Consider the following 21291-nt stretch of genomic DNA (forward strand, 5'->3'; position numbering starts at 1 on the left):
TAGAAGTAATGTATTGCCGTTGTTTTGGCTATTTTCTATCGAAAATAACTTGTTGAAGTGATGTTTTATTTAATCTTGTCTAACAAGTCTAACAAGTCTAACAAGTCTAACAAGTCTAATAAATCTAATAAGTCTAACAAGCTATTGCTCTTTCAATTTGCCTTTCGCTTTCTTCTGCGCGACAAATTTCTTCTTTTCGGCAGCTCTGTTCTTTTTTTCAGGAGGAACTGTGCTTATGGTAGATTTGAAGATTTCTTTATCAGGATCTTTTTCTTCTTCCAACGGATCCATGGCATTGTTCAAACCTCTAATAACAGGCAAGACTAAGTTTTTATCGTCTTCGTCAAAAATATCATCTTTGGAAAGCATACGTTCGTCGCCACGCCAAATAAATCCACGGAGTTTTCGGGCGTTTTTTGGTAAATCTTTATCAGGATAAATCACGCCATCAGGTCGTGTAAAAAAGGTAATGTCTTCTATTTGATTCTCGTTTAACGTCAGATTGATCGCGCTACAAATCGTTTTATCAATTCCGATAAATTCATTTTTGTCATTATACATATAATAGACAACTTCGGTATTTTTGACAACATCTACTTCGCGCAGTTTATTTTCTTCAAACTTGCCGTATAGATTCAATCCTTTTACCTGATTATACCCTTCGCCAAGCGTATCTTTACTAACAATAAAAGCATTGTTAATTACTTTGAGTGAATCTAATTTTTCTGTTTTTACGTTTGAAATCAAGAAAATTGTATCACCTGTCATTTGACTTTCGCCGTTCCACATAATAGGTTTGCGAATCATTTTTGTAATTCCTGATTTGTTATCAGCAAATAAAGAATCACATTTTCCGCTCATGTCCGTTTTAAAAAACTTCACATTATAATAAGCGCGAATCACTCTATTGTCATCCGGACCAGTGACTAATAAGCGATCTCCGTGAATGTACATCGAATCTGTTTCCACCAAACTAATCGCAACGGCGCGTTTGGTAATAAATGCAGAATCTTTTGCTTTGTACACTTCGCCATAATGTCCTTTTAAGATCATTTTATTGATCGTATCCGTAATTTTTATATTGTTCGTCGCAGAGGCAAATTCATTGCTTTTTTCAAAGTATAAACTATCTCCATTAATGATTCGGTTGTCGTAATCAATCCGTGATTTTTTTACAAAATAGCCTTTTTCTGTAACCGTATTGTAAAATCCGCGTTCGCAATACACTGTATAATCTTCTCCTTTTATGGTTGATGGACCATACATATACGCATGTTTGGAATCGGTATAATAATCCAATTGGGCAGAATCTACTGTGTATTCAGGATTGGTAATGTTTACTTCTTTTAAGAACTGATATTTATTTTTTTCCATGAAATAACGTCCTTCAATACTTTTTAAAACTGTTGCACTATCTTTTACAATACCGCCAGTATCAAAATACGCTTCTTGTGCGTTTCTGTCAAAATATAAGGTATCTGTAGACAGCGTCATGTCCGTATTTTGCAAACGTACATTTCGTTTGGAAACGGCAAATTTTGTATCGCCATCATATTCAATGTATTCGCTAGACATTTCGACAGAATCACCTTGTTGAATGAAGACATTTCCGTATGCTTTTACCCAATTTCGATCTTGAAATAAAACCGCTCTGTCGCACCATAAATCCATTCCTTCGTGTTCAAAACGAACTTGTCCTGTTTCGGTTTTAGAAAAGATTTTTGCGCCAGGATATTTATTCTCGTTCACGTTCAAATTTCCTCCATATACAATCTTAATCACAGTTTTTTTATCTTCTGGATTTTGAGTTTGAGAAAACGAAACTTGTGCTAAAAATAATAAGATGAATAGTTTCTTCATAAAAGCATTAACTACGAATGACAATTGCGCGGACACAACTGTTAAATTTTCGACCAAAAATAATCTTTTTTGCATGTAAAGTTTATAATTTATGACTTTTTAACTTGTGAATGATACACTTTAATATGCTGATTCCTTAATTTTTCTAGTATTCCCGTGGATTTAGCGTTCATTTTGATGGTTTTCATATTTAACGAAAGATTATCATAGTTGTTAATAATTTTCATTTCATTAACTCAATAATAATTGTATTTTTATCGCTTAAAATCCTCAAACAAAACATGGGCAAAATTATTGCTATCGCAAACCAAAAAGGTGGTGTCGGAAAAACGACTACTTCTGTAAACTTAGCGGCATCTTTAGGTGTGCTTGAAAAGAAAGTATTATTGATTGATGCAGATCCACAAGCAAATGCAACTTCCGGGTTGGGAATTGACGTGGAAAGCGTTGAAAAAGGTACGTATCAAGTGTTAGAACATACAGCAAGCGCAGCAGAAGTTGTGATAGAAACAAGTTCGCCAAACTTAAGTATTATTCCATCGCATATTGATTTGGTAGCTATTGAAATAGAATTGGTAGATAAAGATCAGCGTGAATATATGTTGAAAAAAGCATTGAAACCAATTAAAGATCAATACGATTATATATTAATTGATTGTGCACCATCGTTAGGATTGTTAACTTTAAATGCATTAACTGCTGCGGATTCTGTGATGATTCCGATTCAGTGTGAGTATTTTGCATTGGAAGGTTTAGGAAAATTATTAAACACTATTAAAAGTGTTCAAAAAATACACAATGCTGATTTAGATATTGAAGGATTGTTATTAACAATGTATGATTCTCGTTTGCGTTTATCGAACCAAGTGGTAGAAGAAGTACAAAAACATTTTAATGATATGGTGTTCACAACCATTATTCAACGAAATGTACGATTGAGCGAAGCACCAAGTTATGGCGAAAGTATTATTAAGTATGATGCAAGTAGTAAAGGTGCGAGTAATTATTTAAGTTTAGCACACGAAGTGATTAAGAAAAATAAATAGTGGCAAAGTAAGATTTATGGCGAAGGCAACAAAAAAACAAGCGTTAGGAAGAGGATTATCTGCATTATTAAAAGATCCTGAAAATGATATCACGTCGGTTTCAGACAAGAATGCTGATAAAGTCGTTGGAAGTATTGTAGAACTTGCAATTGGTACGATTGAAGTAAATCCGTTTCAACCGCGAACCAACTTTAATGAGGAAACATTGCGTGAATTAGCATCGTCTATAAAAGAATTAGGTGTAATTCAACCAATTACTGTACGTAAGTTAGGTTTTGAAAAATTTCAATTAGTTTCTGGAGAACGTCGTTTTAGAGCTTCTAAATTAATAGGACTCGAAACCATTCCTGCGTATGTGCGTATTGCGAACGATCAAGAATCGTTGGAAATGGCATTGGTAGAAAACATTCAACGTTCAGATTTAGATCCGATCGAAATTGCGTTATCATACCAACGATTGATTGACGAAATTAGCTTGACGCAAGAGCAGATGAGTCAACGTGTTGGAAAGAAACGTTCTACGATTGCCAATTATTTACGTTTGTTAAAATTAGATCCTATCATTCAAACAGGAATGCGCGATGGTTTCCTAAGTATGGGACACGGACGTACCTTGGTCAATATTGAAAATACAAACGACCAATTGGAAATCTACGAGATGATTCTCACCAAATCATTATCTGTTCGTGATACAGAAGAATTGGTAAAGAATTATAAAAAAGATAAAACAATAGATACGCCAACGAAAGAGAAAGAAGAACTTCCAAAGTACATTAAAAAAGGAGTTCGTGATTTTTCTGAATATTTTGGTCATAAAGTAGAAGTGAAAGTTGGGAGTAATGGAAAAGGAAAAATTAGCATTCCGTTTCATTCAGAAGAAGACTTTGCTCGAATTAAAAAATTACTAAAGAGTGGGAAATAGAATCATTTTAGCACTATGTTTCTTGTGTTTTGCATGCCAATTATCGTGGTCGCAAGAAGACACAGAGAAGAAAGATGTGAAAGAAAAGACGAAAGAAGCATCTGTTTTAAAGGTAGTGGACACTGTAAATGCAAATGCAGAAAAGGTCGTAATTGATCCGTTGTCACCATCAAAAGCAGCTTTCTATTCGGCAATCTTACCCGGATTGGGACAAGCGTATAATAAAAAGTATTGGAAAATTCCGTTAGTATATGCCGCGTTAGGAACCGGAATTTACTTTTATGTAGATAACAACAACAAATACAATCGATACAGACGTGCGTATAAAAGGCGTTTGGCTGGTTTTACGGATGATGAATTTCAAAATGTTGTAGCAGATGATAATGCATTAATTGATGCACAAGAATTCTATCAGCGAAATCGTGATTTATCCTTATTATTAACGGTTATTGCGTATGTGCTGAATATTGTTGACGCTAATGTAGATGCACACTTGTTACAATTTAACGTAAGTGACGATCTCTCGTTGCGTCCACATATTGATCAGAATGAAATTGATTTCAATCGAAATCTTGGAGTAACGCTCAATTTCAAATTTTAGTCGTTGCACGATACATTCAAAAACAATAGCGTATGAATATTGCATTGCTCGGTTATGGTAGAATGGGAAAGGAAATTGAAAAAGTAGCGCTTCAACGTGGACACACGATTGTTCATAAAATTTCAAGTGATATTGCATCGTACGACTTTACAAATGTTGATGTTGCCATAGATTTCAGTATTCCTTCAGCCGCTTTTCAAAACATAACACATTGTATCAAACAGCAAGTTCCTGTCATTTCAGGAACGACAGGTTGGTTGGAAAAGTACGATGAAGTTATTGCTTTGTGCGAAGCTGAAAAAGGTGCGTTTATTTATGCTTCCAACTTTAGTTTGGGTGTGAATATTTTCTTTGAGATGAATACTTATTTGGCGAAAATGATGTCGCAATTAGAAGATTACAACGTTGACATCGAAGAAATTCACCATACGAAAAAGCTTGATGCGCCAAGTGGAACGGCAATTACATTGGCAGAAGACATCATGCAACATACAGATTATACTAATTGGAAACTAGATAAAACAGAAGCTGCTGACGAAATTCCGATTGTTGCCAAACGCATTCCAGATGTTCCTGGAACACATGAAATTACCTATACATCTTCCATTGATACGATTGCTATAAAACATGAAGCACACAATCGACAAGGCTTTGCTTTGGGCGCTGTTGTGGCAGCCGAGTGGATTCAAAATAGCGTAGGCGTATACACGATGAAAGACGTGTTAAACATATAATAAATAAAAAATATATACTATTTCAACCTATATATTTGTAAATAACCAACAGGATTCAGTATTTATGCACTACGGAATCACAAAATAACATCAAATGACATTTACACAGGCATTTTTAATATTTTTCTTAATCGTTCAAGTAATTCACTTTCTAGGAACTTGGAAACTCTATGTAAAAGCAGGAAGAAAAGCTTGGGAAGCTGCAGTTCCAATTTACAATGCTTTTGTGTTGATGCGAATTATCAATCGACCAAAAGAATGGTATTGGGTTATTTTACTATTTATACCGATCATTCAGTTGATTGTATTTCCAGTAATTTGGGTAGAAACCATTCGTGCTTTTGGACGTACCGAACGTATGGAAACGATTCTGGTAGTTGTAACTTTAGGACTCTACATTTACTATGTAAATTATATGTTAGATGTGGAATATGTGCATGAAAGAAGCTTAAAGCCAAGATCGTCAGCAGGCGAGTGGATTGCGTCTATATTATTCGCAGTTGTCGCAGCAACATTGGTGCATACGTATGTAATGCAACCTTTTGTAATTCCGTCTTCATCCTTAGAAAAAACACTATTAGTGGGCGATTTCTTATTTGTGAGTAAAGTACATTATGGTCCCAGAACACCAATGACTTCCGTGGCTTTGCCAATGGTACACGACGCGATTCCTTTTACAGGAATGAAATCGTACTTAAAAGAACCACAATTACCGTATTTTAGATTTCCAGGATTTGAAAGTATTGAACGTAATGACATTGTGGTATTCAATTGGCCAGCAGATACCTTAACGGTGATTACTGATCCTAATAGTAAGGTTATTCACAAACCATTAGACAAGCGATCAAACTACGTCAAGCGTTGTGTTGGTTTGCCAGGTGATCAATTAGAAGTTCGTGATGGCTATGTATTTACAAACGGAACACAAAATGTATTGCCAAATCGCGCAAAATTACAGTTTAAATATATTGTGTATACTAAAGGACAGGGATTTAATCCGCAATACATGCATGATCGTTATGACATTACAGACAGTTTTGGCTCATATTCAGATAATCCAAATGTGTACATATTTCCAGGGCTAACTGAAGCAACAGCTGAAGAATTAAAAAATCATCCGAATGTTGCTAGAGTTCAAAAATACATCGAACAAGCTGGACAAATAGATACTTCTGTTTTTCCTCACAATGATAATTACCAATGGAACAATAGCAATTTTGGACCAATTGATATTCCTGCTAGAGGAACAACGGTTCAATTAACCCTAGAAAATATTCCTTTATATAAAAGGGCAATTTCAGAATACGAAGGGAAGAATTTAACCGTAGAAGACAATCAAATTAAAATTGATGATCGCGTAATTACTTCCTATACATTTGAACAAGATTACTATTGGATGATGGGAGACAACCGAGGAAACTCGCAAGATTCTAGAAGTTGGGGATTTGTTCCTTTTGACCATGTATTAGGAAAACCTGTATTTGTTTGGATGAGTTGGGACACGAACGGAAAAGGCTTCAATAAAATACGTTGGAACCGATTATTTACAACGGTAAGTGGTGACGGTGCGCCAGTTTCATATTTTAAATACTTCCTTATTTTACTAGGAGGTTGGTTTGTGTTTAATTATTTTAGAAAGAAGAAGAAGAAAGCGTAGTTTTCAGTTCGAGCATTATTGTAATTAAAATATATTTTGATTGAAAATACATAGCGAAGCTACTGAGAACCTTTTAAAGCAGGAATTGACTTTTGATAATTTGAAAATGTAACGATTTGATAATGTTGTCAGGTTGCTACTCAATTACACAAAAGCAACTTTCATAACTCATAACTCATAACTCATAACTCATAACTCATAACTCATAACTCGTAACGGATTGAAAACCTTGGTACATCCAACATATTTCCCAAGCATTGCGCATTATGTAGTCTTTGCAAAATCAACGAATATAGTCGTTGAAATGGAAGATAATTTCCAGAAGCAAACCTATCGCAATCGAACGTATATTTATGATGCGAACGGGAAACTCATGTTCAACATTCCTATACGACATCGTAAAGAAAAAAAACATCAAAAATACAAAGACATTCAAATTGCAAACGAAACTCCTTGGCAGCGATTGCATTGGAGATCGTTAGAATCGGCATATCGAACTTCACCTTTTTTTGAATATTATGAAGACGAATTAAAACCGCTTTTTGAAAAAGAATACACGTTTTTATTGGACTTAAATTTAGATACAATTCAACTTGTAAATGATTGCCTGCAATTGGAAGTTGAAACTACAAAAACCAAAGAATACCAACCAATTGTAACCGACATTCACGATTTTAGAAAACTTGCCACAGTAAAAAAAGAACCAGATTATGGTTTTGATACGTATACGCAAGTCTTTGAAGCAAAACATGGTTTCATTCCAAATCTTAGTATTTTGGATTTACTCTTCAATGAAGGAACCAATGCACTTTCGTATTTAGAAAAGCAAACTATTTTATAATGTTGCGAACCTGTATTCATTACGGATTACACTTTATCTTTCCAGTATTGATTGCTCTTTTAATCTATCGAAAAAACTGGAAAATCACCTATTTTGTATTCATTCTTTGCATGCTGATCGATCTCGATCACTTACTCGCAACGCCTATTTTTGATCCAAATCGTTGTAGCATTAACTTTCATCCATTACACACCTATTATGCAATTGCTGTCTACGCAGGATTTTTACTGTTTAAAAAAACGCGCATATTAGGAATCGGATTGTTGCTGCATATTTTGGCGGATGCAGTCGATTGTTGGATGATGTAAGGAGCTAGACTTCTTCGATTGTTGGACTTGCTTAGACTTTCTTCGATTGTTAGATTTTTTGACTTTTTAGATTTGATATAACAGGATTCATAGTATTCCTATTATCAGTTCGAGCGCAGTCGAGAACACTTTAAATTATTTAATGTTTCAATCTAAAGAAATCACACTCTTTATCGCAAAATGATCCGAATAATGTTCTGAGAAGGTATGAAACGTATTTACGGTAAACGATTCGTCTGCGAGAATAAAATCGATTCGCATCGGGAAAAAAGGATAATCAAGTGTTTTACCAAATCCTTTCCCGGATTCCACAAACGCATCTTTCATGTTGCCTTTAATGGTTTTATACACATTGGAGAATTGTGTATTATTAAAATCGCCCAAAATAATTTTCTTGTAATGACACTTCGTGCGATTGATTTCAAAGAGTTCTACTTGCGATTGCTGCATCTTAAATGTATTCGCCATACGTTTCAACAAACGCTCGGAATTCTTTTGAGAAAACTCTTCTTTTTGCGGATTGATGCGCAACGATTGTAAATGCAAATTGTATACGCGAATGGTATCGTTGTTTCTTAAAATGTCAATATAAATAGCATTGTTTGGTGTATTTGGAAATTCTACGGAACCTTTATGTAAAATCGGAAATTTAGAAAAAATAGCCTGTCCCGTTTTTTCATTCTTACTTTTTAAAGCAACATATTTATACGGATAAAAGCTAAAAGCTGCTTCCTGATTGCGATGAAATTCCTGTAAAGCAATGATATCTGGTGATTCTGAACGAATTAAATCTACAATCTTTTTATCGATATGATCTTCCTTGATCCAATCATAAATATTAAACAGTCGCACATTATAACTCATCACCGAAATTGCATTCTGCGATGGTTCTGTGGTGTTTCCTGAAAATTTATACAATGAAGTTACATGCGAATAGCCAAGAATTAAAACAAAAAGTGATAGTAAGAAATGTTTTCGGACATTTAAAATCCAAAAGGCCATAAAGCAAAAATTAATCACAATAAACACAGGAACTAACAAACTTAGCACAGACAGAATTGGGAAGCTTTTTGGAACTGCATACGGTAAAATATAGGACAAGAGAAGCAACGCTGCAAATACAGAGTTTAAGAAGAAGATGATTCTACCTAAAAAGCTTATTTTTTTCTTCTTCTCACTCATATATTAATTATTCTTTCCTGCTTTAAACAAGAAATCTTTCTCTTGCTTGGTCAGACTTTCATAACCAGACTTACTTATTTTATCTAAAATGCCATCAATTTCACGTTGTTGCTGATTTGGTGATGACGTAGTCGTTTTTGTAGAACGTTTTTTTGTTTTGTTTTTGTATACAGTTTTTAATGGAGATTTCTTTTTGAATGTAAAATAATTCGTCAAGCTTTCCCAAAAGCGTTCAAAACCGATTCCAATATCATTTCCTTTTGTGAGTTGTTTTACATAGAAATATCCAATAAGCACGCCGCCAATATGAGCAAAATGTCCACCTGCATTACTATACGGAATGTATGAAATATACGAAACGACTAACAAAGCCGCAATGATCCAATATTTAACAGGAAATACGCCAAACAGGTTCACAATAAGATTCGGTGAATAGGTTGCGCCAGCTGCCAAAATTGCTAATATAGCTGCCGATGCGCCCATTAAAAGAGCGGGTTCATCTGCAAAAGCTGGAAGTACGTTATACGCTATTAGAAATAAAATTGCACCTGCAAAAATTCCATAAGTATAGACTGTGATGAATTGTTTTTCAGTAAAAAAGGTATTAAAAATTCGTGCAGTAAAATATAATCCGATACAGTTGAAAATTAAGTGAAAAAAGTTGACATGCATAAACGCATACGTAATGATTGTCCAAGGTTTGTAAAATAACTCCGAACCATTAGGAAGCGTGAAATATTCCACAAAAAATGTTGAATGTGTCTTTGTCAATGAATGGTAAATTGTATTGTACAAAGCAACGATTGTAAAAATAACGATATTGATAAAAATCAACTTTTCAGCTGCGTTAAATCCGCGATATAAAGTCGTTATGCGTGTTCTATAATCCATTAATTCCAACGATTTTTATTAAACTGAGTTTTGTTAAAATACCACATTAAAAGGAAACCTGCTAATGCGCCACCTAAATGTGCAAAGTGCGCTATATTTCCTTCTCTAAAAATTCCTGTGCCTCCAAAAAAACCTGCCAAGAAATCATACGTAACTAAACCACCGACTAAATACATTGCTTTGATTGGAATTGGTGGAAATAATAACATGAGTTTCTCATTTGGATACGTCATTGCATACGCAACCATAACTCCATAAATTGCGCCCGAAGCTCCAATAGCAGGAGTATTGTATGATTTTAGAAGCTTTAGCAATTGATCAGGAGTTAAAACGTTTTCCCATAAAGTAGAATAATAAAAACTTCCTTTGTTTAATACACTAAAAATATCAGCTTTATTATAACCAGCATCTACTAAAATACTGACATTGCTATATACACCGTAATAATTTACGATGGTGTGTAACAATCCTGCACCAATTCCCGTAATAAAATAGAACGCTAAAAATTTTCCCGTGCCCCATTCCATTTCCAATCGTGAGCCAAACATCCACAACGCAAACATGTTGAATAATATGTGTGTTGGACTCGTAATAGAGTGCATAAACATGCTCGTTACAGGTTGCCAAAACCCAAAGTTTGGATTGTCTGTAAAAAAGAGTGCTAAATATCGTGAAATATCAATGCCTCTACCTGCCAATACTACGGTAGCTAGGCAAAGAATCACATTGACAATGATTATATGTTTTACGGTATCTGTAATGCGCATCATAATTTATATAAATTTTTTATCTAAATCATCTACGCTTAGTGTGATGAAAATTGTTTTTTGAAAAGGCGAAACCATCGGTTCTTTACAGGCAAAAAGATTGTTTACTAAGGCTTCTTGCTCTGCTACTTCTAATTTTTTCCCAGTGCGAATTGCCATGCTTTTCGCTAATGATTTTACTAAAACGTCTGTTTGACTGAATCCTGTATCGGGAATTTCTCCTTGAAAGTCGTTTAGCATTTGCTCAATGATAATTTGCAATTCACTTTCAGAAATGTTTGATGGAATTCCAGAAAGTTCAATAGTATCATCTGTAATGTTTGCAAACATGAAACCGATGTTTTCTAGACTTTCTTTGACTTCTTTTAAAAGTGCAATTTCACTTGTCGTGAAGGTAAACGTTACCGGAAATAATAATTGTTGACTTACCGCTTCGCTTACGGTAATATTTTTTAATAATTGTTCGTACAAAACGCGTTGATGCGCTCGGTGTTGATCAATAATTACAATTCCTGATTTGATAGAACTTACAATATATTTTCGATGTAATTGATAGGTTAGTGCGTCTCTTTGCTCATCATTCGTAAATAATGAACTTGTGACTTCTTCCGATTCAAATTCGATACTTTCGCCTGAAAATCGGGTCGTATCATTTCTTGAAGATTCCAATCCTACATACAAACTTTCCCAACCTTCGGTGGATTCTTTTTTAAAGTTTGAATACCTAGGTGCAGTTGCTGTATTTCTTGAAAATTTCTTTTCGTCTGCGAACGGATTAAAGCTTGGATCTACTTGAATTTTAGGAATCGCACCTTGCTTATTTTTGTAATCGTATGGTGTATCTAAATTCGCATCGCGATCAAAATCGAGTACAGGCGCAATATTAAATTGTCCCAAACTGTGTTTTACCGTCGCGCGTAACATCGCATATAGCGAATGTTCATCATCAAATTTTATTTCTGTTTTTGTGGGATGAATGTTAATATCAATCGTTTCCGGGTTTACTTCTAAATAGATAAAATAACTCGGTTGCATCTTTTCTTTCAGTAAACCTTCAAACGCAGCATTGATCGCGTGATGTAGGTACGGACTTTTTATGAATCGATTATTCACAAAGAAAAATTGCTCGTTTCTACTTTTCTTAGCAAATTCGGGTTTCCCAACAAAACCATTTATTTTTACAATATCTGTATCTTCCTCAATAGGAACGAGTTTTTCATTTGTTTTGCCACCTAAAATATTTACGATACGTTGTCTTTTATTACTTTGCGGAAGGTTGAATAATTCGTTTCCATTGTGATAGAGCACAAACCCAATATCTGCATGCGCTAGGGCAACACGTTGAAATTCGTCAATAATATGACGCAATTCTACGGTATCGGATTTTAAAAAGTTTCGGCGTGCTGGAATGTTGTAAAACAGGTTTTTTACGGCAATTGAACTTCCTGTTGGTGTAGTCACAACTTCTTGCGCTGTAATTTGACTGCCTTCAATTTTAATGCGTGTTCCAAGTTCGGTATCTGCTTTTTTTGTTTGCAATTCCACATGCGCAATTGCGGCAATAGATGCCAAGGCTTCTCCACGGAACCCTTTGGTATGTAAATTAAATAAGTCTTCTGCTGCTTGAATTTTTGACGTAGCATGACGTTCAAATGAAAGTCGCGCATCAGTTTCGCTCATTCCAAATCCGTTGTCAATAACGTGTATAAGTGTTTTTCCAGCTTCCTTTACAATCAGTTTGATTTCGGTAGCTTGTGCATCAATTGCATTTTCAAGTAACTCTTTTACCACTGATGCAGGTCGCTGCACTACTTCACCTGCTGCAATTTGGTTTGCAACATGATCAGGTAAAAGCTTTATTATGTCTGCCATGTATTATTTTCCTCTAGTAAATATTGATAGGTCAAAGTCAATAAAATACAAGAAAATCAAGGTGAGTATGGCAATGATTATAATCAATCGTATAGATACTTCACGGTTTCCTCGATGTCTATTGGCTTTACGTGCTTCTTTCCAATGTCCTCCAAAGTCGTTCACATTGAGAGCTTCTCTTTGCTTTATAAATCGTGACTCTATTTCATAAACGTTTCCTTTCTCTTTACCTTCATAGTAACGAGGTGTATAATTGAATCGTTTGTTCTTTCTTAATTTAAAAACATTTCCTTTTAAAAACATAGGCGTAGAATTATATCAAAGTTACCTAAAAACTAAACAAAAACCATTCCTAAAACTATAAAAATTGTTAAAATACTGTTGCTTAGAATTAAAAAAAGCTCCCAAATTGGAAGCTTTTTTCTTGATTATCTGTGTATTGTTTGTATTCTGTCAGGGCCAACAGAAACAATTTTAATCGGTATTTCGAGTTCCTTTTCTAGGAATTCAATGTAATCATTCAATTCTTTTGGAAATTGAGAAGGATCACTCATTTTTGTTAAATCTTCTTTCCAGCCTTTAAAATCGGTATAGATTGGCTCAATGTTTTCAGGTTCTATATTGTATGGGAAATGTGAAATTATTTCGCCTTTATATTTGTAAGCCGTACATACTTTTAAGGTTTTAAAACCAGAAAGCACATCGCCTTTCATCATCATGAGTTGTGTAACACCATTTACTTGTGCTGTATATTTTAACGCGACTAAATCAAGCCATCCGCAACGTCTTGGGCGACCTGTTACAGCACCAAATTCACGTCCGATACGCGCCATTTCTGATCCAACTTCGTCAAATAATTCCGTTGGAAAAGGTCCAGAGCCTACACGTGTTGTATACGCTTTGAAGATTCCGAAAACATCTTTTATTTTATTAGGTGCAACTCCCAAACCTGTACATGCACCAGCAGCCGTAGTCGTAGAAGAAGTTACAAACGGATACGTTCCGAAGTCAATATCTAGTAACGAACCTTGTGCGCCTTCTGCTAAGATGGTTTTTCCGCTTTTTTGGGCTTGGTGTAAATATTCTTCACTATCAATGAATTGTAACGCTTTTAAAACTTCTACAGCTTCAAAGAATTCTGCTTCCATTTCTTCTAAATCGTACTGAACATCTACGTTGTAGAAATTAATCATTGCTTCGTGCTTGTTGGTTAATGCACGATATTTTTCTTTCCAATTGTCCAATTCTAAATCGCCAACACGAATTCCGTTTCTTCCCGTTTTGTCCATGTATGTTGGGCCAATACCTTTCAGTGTAGAACCAATTTTTGCTTTTCCTTTGGAAGCTTCAGAAGCTGCATCTAACAAACGATGCGTTGGAAGAATTAAGTGTGCTTTTCTTGAAATGATTAGTTTCGTTTTGATGTCAATATTAAATTGCGCCAAACCGTCTAATTCTTTTTTGAAAACCACAGGATCGATTACGACACCGTTTCCAATTACATTGGTAGCGGTTTCATGAAAAATTCCAGATGGAATGGTACGTAATACATGTTTAATTCCGTCAAATTCTAGGGTATGACCAGCATTTGGTCCACCTTGAAAACGTGCAATAATATCGTAGTTAGCGGTAAGTACGTCAACAATTTTTCCTTTGCCTTCGTCTCCCCATTGAAGTCCGAGTAGTAAATCTACTGCCATTGTAATGATTGAGTTAGTGTGTTGTTGTTAGTTTTCTTAGTTGTTGTTTTTCTTTGTAGCGTAAAAGTATAATGAGTGATTGTGAATGTCAATATCAAAAATGTCTTCTATCGTTTGCTTGATGCTTTGTATTCGTGGATCACAGAATTCCATCACTTCGCCAGAGTCGGTAAGGATGATATGATCGTGTTGTTTGTCAAAATATGATTTTTCGTAATGTGCCTGGTTTTGACCAAATTGGTGCTTACGAACCAGATTACTATCTAATAAAAGTTCAATAGTGTTGTACAGCGTAGCTCTACTAACTCTATAATTTTTATTTTTCATTTTGATATATAGCGATTCAATATCGAAGTGTTCTTCGCTTTCATAGATTTCTTGTAGTATGGCAAAGCGTTCTGGAGTTTTTCGATGTCCGTTATCTTCTAAAAACTTTGTAAAAACGTTTTTTACAATATCTTGATTATTTTCCTCAATATGTTGTTGCATCTTGGCTGAAGATTTAAAAAACAAATTTACACTTATTTTTCAAATTTAGAGACATATTATCGGTTGGAATTCAAATAGTGAAGTAAAGTATATCGGATTTATTGTTGGATGTTAGGTTTTTGTTTGTTTTTTCGCTTTTAAAAATGTACTTTTAGTAAGTATGTTTCTGATTATCAGAAATGTGTGTTCTCCTAAAGTTCTATATAAAACAGTATCGCAACGTGCCTATAAAGGCATCAATACCAATGCGATTAATCTTAATGCTTTATATATAATGAAAAAGAAAGAATTCAACAACAGACTTAGTTTAGGAAAAAGAGTAATTTCTAATCTTCAACAAAATAGCTTACATGGAGGGACAGATTCCATTGCAACTGTAACCTATGTTATCATCACAACCATTAAAATTGCGACAGCGTATATAACGAATCCGCGTATTTGCGTGGGTGATGTTACGAAAGAAACATGTCCTGATCCACAGCCTGTTGATACCACTCAAGTAACTACATTTCCTCCAACCTGCATGGATACGTGTCCATCGGTTTAACTGCAATGACTTTACAACTTAAAAACTTAAAAACCATACAGATGAAAAAAAAAGAATTTCACTCAAAACTTAATCTTAGAAAGAATAAGATTTCAAATTTACAACAAAATAGCCTCCAAGGTGGAACCGATGGAGTAATTCAAACAGTTACGTATGTTATTGTGAAAACAGTTAGGATAACTATTGAACTTTATACAAAACCAGAAGTTTGTGATGAAGGTTCTACACGATGCACAACAATTCCACCAAGTTGCGTAGAAACGGCTTGTGTTTGCCCACCAAATTAAAAATCTACTTTAAATAACATTTAGAATGAAGAAAAAAGAATTTAATTCAAAACTACAATTAGGGAAAAATGTAATCTCTAATTTACAAGCATCTGCTATCAACGGAGGAACAGATATTCCACTACCAGTGACTACTATTATTATTACAATTAAAACACAATATAGATTGTGTACGCATATCGCAACATGTAATTGTAGTATGCACTGTGTTACTGAAGATGACGCTTGTAAAACAGAACGAGATTGTTAGTTGACTTACTGAAAAAATATAAAAATTGACCATGAAGAAAAAAGATTTCAAACAAAAATTACAATTAAAAAAGCGAGTTATTTCCAATTTAGATTGTAAAAAAGTAAAAGGAGGAACTGACCCAATTGCAATGACGGTAGCGGTTACTATTAGACCTACAACTTTTGTGACCAAACCAGAAGTATGCGAAACACACGGTGATGTGTGTACGCTGTATTGTGAAACAAAAGAGATTTGTAGTTATACCATTTAACATTTGAATTTACTGTAATAAAATGCCCTTTTTTCCTTTCTTCTTTACTGAAAAAAGAAACCGTAGCTAAGGCTATGCTTTAGTTTTTTAATTTGAATAAAGAAAAAAATCATCATTTTCTTTTACAGTAAATTCAAACTATAAAGGATATTAAAAATTAATAAATTATGAAAAAAAAAGAATTTAATCCAAAATTAAAACTTGGGAAAAAAGTAATTTCTAGTTTAGAAACTTTTAATCTTCAAGGTGGAACCGATGTTCCTAGCGAAGTGCCTACAGAACCAATGCCAACGGTTAAAACGAAACGAACTAAACACGATGCATGTACTATTATTGCAACATGTTACTGTTCTATGACGTGTCCTGAAGTATGTGATGAGTGTTAATTAGTCACTAAATTAGTGTAAAGGAAGCTGTCTGAAATATCGTTTGTTATTTTTTAGACAGCTTTTCTTATTTATGATTTTATTTACGAACTATTTTTTCGATTCCGTTGATCTTTTTTAATTTGGTCATCAATCGCTTTAAAATGCTGTTATTCTTTACAACGACTGTCACTCTTCCCATAAAAATACCGTCATTTGTTTCAAAACTGATGTTCCGGATATTTACGTGCATGTTATTAGAAATAATCTTTGTCACTTCGTTCACTAAGCCCATATTGTCAATTCCTGTGAATTCTAACAGTGCAGTAAATTCTTCCTGAGAAGAATCAATCCACTTTGCTAGCATGATTCTATAGGCGTAATTTGCTTGCAAACTCACCGCATTTGGACAATCTTTTTTGTGTACTTTAATTCCTTCATTTACAGTAACAAAACCAAAAACAGGATCGCCAGGAATTGGATTGCAACAATTTGCTAATATATAATTGAGTTTTTCTTCTTCCTTCCCAAAAACAATTAAATCATATCGATTGGAAACTTCAGGTTGATTGATTTCTTCATGTGGAATTGATGGAGCTCTTCTAATTTTATTTTTGAAAAATTTGAAGATACTATTTCCGCGTTGCGCCACGAATTCTTTCAATTTTTGATTGTCAATTGTGCCAATACCAACACGATAGAATAAATCTAAACTTGTTTTTAGCTTAAAATGATTCACCAATTCATTGATAGCTTGTTCATCCATCGGAATTTTTAATTGCTTCAACTTTCTGCGTAAAATTTCCTTTCCTTCTTCTGCAATACTCTTTTTTTCTTCTCTTAAAGACGATTTTATTTTAGAACGCGCTCTCGAAGTTGTTGCATAATCTAGCCAGTTTGCGTTCGGTTTTGACTTATCAGACGTAATTACTTCCACTTGATCGCCACTTTTCAATTCGTGACTTAGCGGGACTAATTTTCCGTTTACTTTCGCGCCGCGTGTATGATATCCAACTTGTGTATGTATGCTAAACGCGAAATCTAACGGTGTAGCACCTTTTGGCAACGATTTTAAATCGCCCGTAGGTGTAAACACAAAAATTTCTTTAGCATATAAATTCAGTTTAAACTGTTCTACAAAATCAACTGCATTTATTTCCGGATTTTCTAGTGCTTCTTGTAACCTGTTTAACCAAGGTTCTAAACCGTGTTCTTTTTGTTCCCCTTGTTTGTATTTAAAATGTGCCGCATATCCTTTTTCTGCAATTTCATGCATCCGATGCGAGCGAATTTGTACTTCAACCCAACGCCCTTTTGGTCCCATCACAGTAATGTGCAAGGCTTCGTATCCAGTAGATTTTGGCGAAGAAATCCAATCGCGCAAACGCACAGGATTGGGATGAAAATGATCTGTTACAATGGAATAAATTTTCCACGCGACGAATTTTTCATTTTCTAAATCTTCCGTTTCATAAATAATCCGAATTGCAAATTTGTCATATACTTCGTCAAAAGTTACACCTTGCTTCACCATTTTTCTACGAATGGAAAAGATTGATTTAAAACGACCTTTTATTTCATAGCTTAAGTCTTCTTTGTCTAAAGAGTTTTTAATCACCGAAGCAAAGTTGTCAATATATTCTTGTTGTTCTTCTTTGCTTTCTTCAATTTTATTTTGAATGTCATTAAAAACTTCTGGTTCTGTATATTTTAAACTTAAATCTTCCAATTCAGTTTTAATATTGTACAATCCAATACGATGCGCTAATGGTGCGTAAATGTAGAGTGTTTCAGAAGCAATTTTGACTTGTTTGTGCGCAGGCATAGAACCCATCGTTTGCATATTGTGCAGTCGATCGGCAATTTTAATGATAATTACACGTACATCATCATTGATGGTCAATAGCATTTTTCGGAAATTTTCCGCTTGCATTGAAACATCTTTATCTTTCTTTAGATGTGAAATTTTGGTGAGTCCGTCTACAATTTTTGCAACGGTAATTCCGAACATACGTTCGATATCTTCTAAAGTATACTCTGTATCTTCTACGACATCGTGTAATAGGGCAGAAGCAATGGAAGTTGCGTCCATTCCAATTTCAGAAGCTACTATTTTAGCAACAGCAATTGGATGAAAAATGTACGCTTCACCGCTTTTTCGTCGCTGATCTTTATGCGCATCAACAGCGATATCAAATGCTTTTCGGATGATTTTTTTATCATCATCGGAAAGTACTTGATAACTGATACGTAACAGTTCTTTATACTGTTTGGCAATCGCTGCATTTTCTTTTTCAATATCAACTTCTGTCATAGAATTAAAATTAAGCTAAAGAAATGTAACAAGCAAGGTATGTTTTATGAATTTAGAAAAGAAAGTAAATTTCCTGCAATGTATTGGTTTCCCATACATTTTTTATGTGTTAATTGTATTTTGATTATCAATAAGTTACGTAGATTAAAAACATAAATTATAAATAATTACTACCATGAAAACTATTTTAAATATTAAAGAAGTTCAAGTTTTAACTAAAAAAGAACAAGGTAACATTTTGGGCGGCGGATTTGGACCGTGTTCACAAACCTCAGATTGTGGACCAGCCAATTGTTGGGTTTGTGTGCCATTTACCTTTGGTGGTAGATGTTTACTTTTGAATAGTTGTCCTTCTTTTGATTAGTATTTTAAGTGAAATTACGCTGTCGCTTGGCTTCAAAGATGAGAATAGCTGCGGCAACAGACACATTCATAGAATCAATTTTTCCTTGCATCGGAATGATGATGTTTTGGGTAGAGTTTTCTAACCATTCACTGCTTAAACCAATCGCTTCTGTTCCCACAACAATAGCGGTTGCGTTTTTGAAGTCTTGTACATGATAATTCTCAGAAGCTGTCAATGCTGCACAATAGATTGCAATTTCTTTTTTTTGCAGAAATGAAATGATTTCGGCAGAACTTCCCATCGCAATTTGTGTCGTAAATACACAACCAACACTCGATCGTACAATATTTGGATTGTATAAATCAGTTTTCGGATTTGCAATAAAAACCGCATCTACATTTGCAGCATCTGCGGTGCGAAGTAGCGCGCCAATATTCCCTGGTTTTTCAGGAGCTTCTGCGACTAAAATTAAAGGTTTTTTGTTGTGAAATGTAATCGTTTCGAGCGAATGTTCTTTCGTTTCAACAATAGCCAAGATGCCTTCTGTACTTCCGCGATAGGCTATCTTTTGATACACATCTTTCGAGATTTCGATGCATTCGGGTGAATTTTTGGTGTTTTTCAACAATTCTTGCACACGTTCGTGCGAACAAATTTCTGGGTAAAACAACAACGTGTCTATGGTGTAATTTCCATCTAGCGCAAGCGTTAACTCACGAAAACCTTCTAAAATACATTTGCCATCTTTCTTTCGACTTCGTGATTTCTCTTGAAGTTGCAGCATATATTTCACCATAGCATTTTGCGTGCTAGAAATCTCTTTGTTCATGCTGCAAATATAGAAATATTAGCTATACTAGCGTACACAAGTGTGTATGTTGTTGCGTTTTTATGAACCATCACTATATTTTTGTAAGAAGTTTTTTTGTAGGAAGTATTTAAAGTATTTTTGATAAATTTTAAAACCGATTACTTATGAAAAAATTACTACTCTTTGTGCTTATTCTTTCTACCAAAATTATAAGCGCCCAAGTCGCAAATCAACCTGGAAATCTTGAATTGTGTGATGACAATAATGATGGTGTTGAATGTTTTGATTTTACTTTTCTAATTCCTCAAATTTTAGGAAGTCAAAATCCTAGTGACTACACAGTTACCTTTCATGCTACACAATTTGATGCTGACAGTGATTTTAATCCATTGCCAATTCCTTATTGCAGTTCGAGCACTGCAGAAACAATTTTTGTACGTTTGGAAGATAATGCAAGTGGAGGAGCAATGTTTGATACGACAAGTTTTGACATCTTGCTAAATCCATTGCCAGTTGTAACGCTACCAGAAGATTCAATAAGATGTGTAGATGCTACAGGAATGTTATTAAACCCTTTTGATATAGGAACTGATTTTGGACCAGGATATAGTTACTTTTGGACGCTTCCAGGTGGATCTAATGCTTCATCACCTTTTGTTACTGTGAATATTCCAGGAAACTATACGGTCACAGTAACGGATCAAAATAACTCAAGCAATTGTAGTTATTCTGATTCGGTTACATTTACCGAGGAACCTTTGCCTTGTGCATTATCTGTTGAAGAAGTAACTACGAGTACAATTGTAATGTACCCAAATCCTGTTCAGAATGAATTGATCCTAAAAATGGAAGCAAACACACAAGTTGAGCGTTTAGAAATGTATTCTGTGAATGGAAAATTAATCCATCAACAAAATGTAATTTCAGGAAATGATGAAGTTTCTATTGACGTTCGCAATTTCACAGCCGGATTCTATATTTTAAAGATTCAAACGAAAGAAAAAGGAACATTGACCAAACGATTTATCATTGAGTAAATAGATTAATTTATATAAACAATCCAGTAGTAGCAATGACAAACAGCATAAACTATTAAACTAATAGAAAATATATAAATAACTTATTTCCTTGTGTTTTGAAGATAGTTTATTTCAGGAAAGCAATAAAAACTAGCCACAAAAATGGCTATAAGTAATTGCTTGTTCTCGCCTACTTATGAAAATCTTTGCGAATTTTCTATTCGGTTTT

24 protein-coding genes are annotated in these 21291 nt (G+C 34.4%); 14 read left to right on the forward strand and 10 right to left on the reverse strand.

From position 1 onward, the window contains the following. Positions 1 to 141: 141 nt before the first annotated feature. Positions 142 to 1860: an OstA-like protein gene (locus tag H2O64_RS03490; RefSeq protein WP_187561154.1), complete on the reverse strand. Its 1719-nt coding sequence runs from the start codon at positions 1858 to 1860 to the stop codon at positions 142 to 144. Positions 1861 to 2141: 281 nt separating this feature from the next. Between H2O64_RS03490 and H2O64_RS03495 the strand changes: the two genes are divergently transcribed. The 7 genes from H2O64_RS03495 (at position 2142) to H2O64_RS03525 (ending at position 7969) form a co-directional block, all read left to right on the forward strand. After that, the gene (locus H2O64_RS03495; RefSeq protein WP_187560759.1) at positions 2142 to 2906 is read left to right on the forward strand and encodes a ParA family protein; all 765 of its coding nucleotides are present in this window, start codon (positions 2142 to 2144) and stop codon (positions 2904 to 2906) included. Between the two features lie 16 nt (positions 2907 to 2922). Further along, entirely contained in the window at positions 2923 to 3828 is a 906-nt protein-coding gene (locus H2O64_RS03500) for a ParB/RepB/Spo0J family partition protein (RefSeq protein WP_187560760.1), read from the forward strand. After that, positions 3818 to 4429, forward strand: a complete 612-nt coding sequence (locus H2O64_RS03505) for a DUF5683 domain-containing protein (RefSeq protein ID WP_187560761.1) — start codon at positions 3818 to 3820, stop codon at positions 4427 to 4429. Before H2O64_RS03500 ends, H2O64_RS03505 begins: the two co-directional genes overlap by 11 nt. 32 nt (positions 4430 to 4461) lie before the next feature. After that, positions 4462 to 5163 (forward strand): 4-hydroxy-tetrahydrodipicolinate reductase, encoded by a 702-nt coding sequence (gene dapB / locus H2O64_RS03510; protein ID WP_187560762.1) that lies wholly within the window; start codon positions 4462 to 4464, stop codon positions 5161 to 5163. A 94-nt stretch (positions 5164 to 5257) separates the two neighbouring features. Continuing rightward, entirely contained in the window at positions 5258 to 6820 is a 1563-nt protein-coding gene (lepB, locus tag H2O64_RS03515) for a signal peptidase I (RefSeq protein WP_187560763.1), read from the forward strand. Between the two features lie 220 nt (positions 6821 to 7040). After that, on the forward strand, positions 7041 to 7661 hold the full coding sequence (locus H2O64_RS03520) for a WbqC family protein (RefSeq protein ID WP_187560764.1): 621 nt from the start codon (positions 7041 to 7043) through the stop codon (positions 7659 to 7661). Next, positions 7661 to 7969, forward strand: coding sequence for a DUF6122 family protein (locus H2O64_RS03525; RefSeq protein ID WP_187560765.1), 309 nt, complete (start codon positions 7661 to 7663; stop codon positions 7967 to 7969). The genes H2O64_RS03520 and H2O64_RS03525 overlap by 1 nt, the downstream gene beginning before the upstream one ends. Positions 7970 to 8116: 147 nt before the next feature. Here the strand turns inward: H2O64_RS03525 and H2O64_RS03530 are convergent, their stop codons facing one another. From H2O64_RS03530 to H2O64_RS03560, 7 genes are all read right to left on the reverse strand, one after another. Then, positions 8117 to 9151 (reverse strand): endonuclease/exonuclease/phosphatase family protein, encoded by a 1035-nt coding sequence (locus tag H2O64_RS03530; RefSeq protein WP_187560766.1) that lies wholly within the window; start codon positions 9149 to 9151, stop codon positions 8117 to 8119. Between the two features lie 3 nt (positions 9152 to 9154). Next, positions 9155 to 10042, reverse strand: coding sequence for a rhomboid family intramembrane serine protease (locus H2O64_RS03535; RefSeq protein ID WP_187560767.1), 888 nt, complete (start codon positions 10040 to 10042; stop codon positions 9155 to 9157). Further along, on the reverse strand, positions 10042 to 10812 hold the full coding sequence (locus H2O64_RS03540) for a rhomboid family intramembrane serine protease (RefSeq protein WP_187560768.1): 771 nt from the start codon (positions 10810 to 10812) through the stop codon (positions 10042 to 10044). Before H2O64_RS03540 ends, H2O64_RS03535 begins: the two co-directional genes overlap by 1 nt. A 3-nt stretch (positions 10813 to 10815) precedes the next feature. Next, a complete protein-coding gene (mutL, locus tag H2O64_RS03545; protein WP_187560769.1) occupies positions 10816 to 12681 on the reverse strand; it encodes a DNA mismatch repair endonuclease MutL in 1866 nt (621 codons plus the stop codon). Positions 12682 to 12684: 3 nt separating this feature from the next. Beyond that, positions 12685 to 12984 carry a hypothetical protein gene (locus tag H2O64_RS03550; RefSeq protein ID WP_187560770.1) on the reverse strand — a complete coding sequence of 100 codons (300 nt, stop codon included), beginning with the start codon at positions 12982 to 12984 and terminating at the stop codon, positions 12685 to 12687. A 125-nt stretch (positions 12985 to 13109) separates the two neighbouring features. Then, complete coding sequence (locus H2O64_RS03555) at positions 13110 to 14381, reverse strand: adenylosuccinate synthase (protein ID WP_187560771.1); 1272 nt, start codon at positions 14379 to 14381, stop codon at positions 13110 to 13112. Between the two features lie 36 nt (positions 14382 to 14417). Beyond that, the gene (locus H2O64_RS03560) at positions 14418 to 14870 is read right to left on the reverse strand and encodes a Fur family transcriptional regulator (RefSeq protein WP_187560772.1); all 453 of its coding nucleotides are present in this window, start codon (positions 14868 to 14870) and stop codon (positions 14418 to 14420) included. A 160-nt stretch (positions 14871 to 15030) separates the two neighbouring features. Between H2O64_RS03560 and H2O64_RS03565 the strand changes: the two genes are divergently transcribed. The 5 genes from H2O64_RS03565 to H2O64_RS03585 all read left to right on the forward strand — a co-directional run bounded on the left by H2O64_RS03565 (position 15031) and on the right by H2O64_RS03585 (position 16593). Continuing rightward, a complete protein-coding gene (locus tag H2O64_RS03565; RefSeq protein ID WP_187560773.1) occupies positions 15031 to 15417 on the forward strand; it encodes a class I lanthipeptide in 387 nt (128 codons plus the stop codon). Positions 15418 to 15458: 41 nt separating this feature from the next. Beyond that, positions 15459 to 15704 (forward strand): class I lanthipeptide, encoded by a 246-nt coding sequence (locus H2O64_RS03570; protein WP_187560774.1) that lies wholly within the window; start codon positions 15459 to 15461, stop codon positions 15702 to 15704. Positions 15705 to 15729: 25 nt separating this feature from the next. Further along, positions 15730 to 15954, forward strand: coding sequence for a class I lanthipeptide (locus tag H2O64_RS03575; RefSeq protein WP_187560775.1), 225 nt, complete (start codon positions 15730 to 15732; stop codon positions 15952 to 15954). Between the two features lie 31 nt (positions 15955 to 15985). Next, positions 15986 to 16207 (forward strand): hypothetical protein, encoded by a 222-nt coding sequence (locus H2O64_RS03580; RefSeq protein WP_187560776.1) that lies wholly within the window; start codon positions 15986 to 15988, stop codon positions 16205 to 16207. Positions 16208 to 16374: 167 nt separating this feature from the next. Further along, positions 16375 to 16593: a class I lanthipeptide gene (locus H2O64_RS03585; protein WP_187560777.1), complete on the forward strand. Its 219-nt coding sequence runs from the start codon at positions 16375 to 16377 to the stop codon at positions 16591 to 16593. Between the two features lie 79 nt (positions 16594 to 16672). Here the strand turns inward: H2O64_RS03585 and H2O64_RS03590 are convergent, their stop codons facing one another. Then, on the reverse strand, positions 16673 to 18886 hold the full coding sequence (locus H2O64_RS03590; RefSeq protein WP_187560778.1) for a RelA/SpoT family protein: 2214 nt from the start codon (positions 18884 to 18886) through the stop codon (positions 16673 to 16675). A gap of 175 nt (positions 18887 to 19061) precedes the next feature. Here H2O64_RS03590 and H2O64_RS03595 point away from each other — a divergent pair, with 175 nt between their 5' ends. Then, entirely contained in the window at positions 19062 to 19250 is a 189-nt protein-coding gene (locus tag H2O64_RS03595; protein WP_187560779.1) for a hypothetical protein, read from the forward strand. 4 nt (positions 19251 to 19254) lie between these two features. Here the strand turns inward: H2O64_RS03595 and H2O64_RS03600 are convergent, their stop codons facing one another. After that, positions 19255 to 20061: a TrmH family RNA methyltransferase gene (locus H2O64_RS03600; protein ID WP_187560780.1), complete on the reverse strand. Its 807-nt coding sequence runs from the start codon at positions 20059 to 20061 to the stop codon at positions 19255 to 19257. A gap of 146 nt (positions 20062 to 20207) precedes the next feature. On the opposite strand from H2O64_RS03600, the gene H2O64_RS03605 reads away from it, so the two are divergent. Then, a complete protein-coding gene (locus tag H2O64_RS03605; protein ID WP_187560781.1) occupies positions 20208 to 21080 on the forward strand; it encodes a T9SS type A sorting domain-containing protein in 873 nt (290 codons plus the stop codon). The last annotated feature ends 211 nt before the right edge of the window (positions 21081 to 21291 follow it).

The sequence above is a fragment of the Kordia aestuariivivens genome (assembly GCF_014397005.1).
GTDB lineage: Bacteria > Bacteroidota > Bacteroidia > Flavobacteriales > Flavobacteriaceae > Kordia > Kordia aestuariivivens.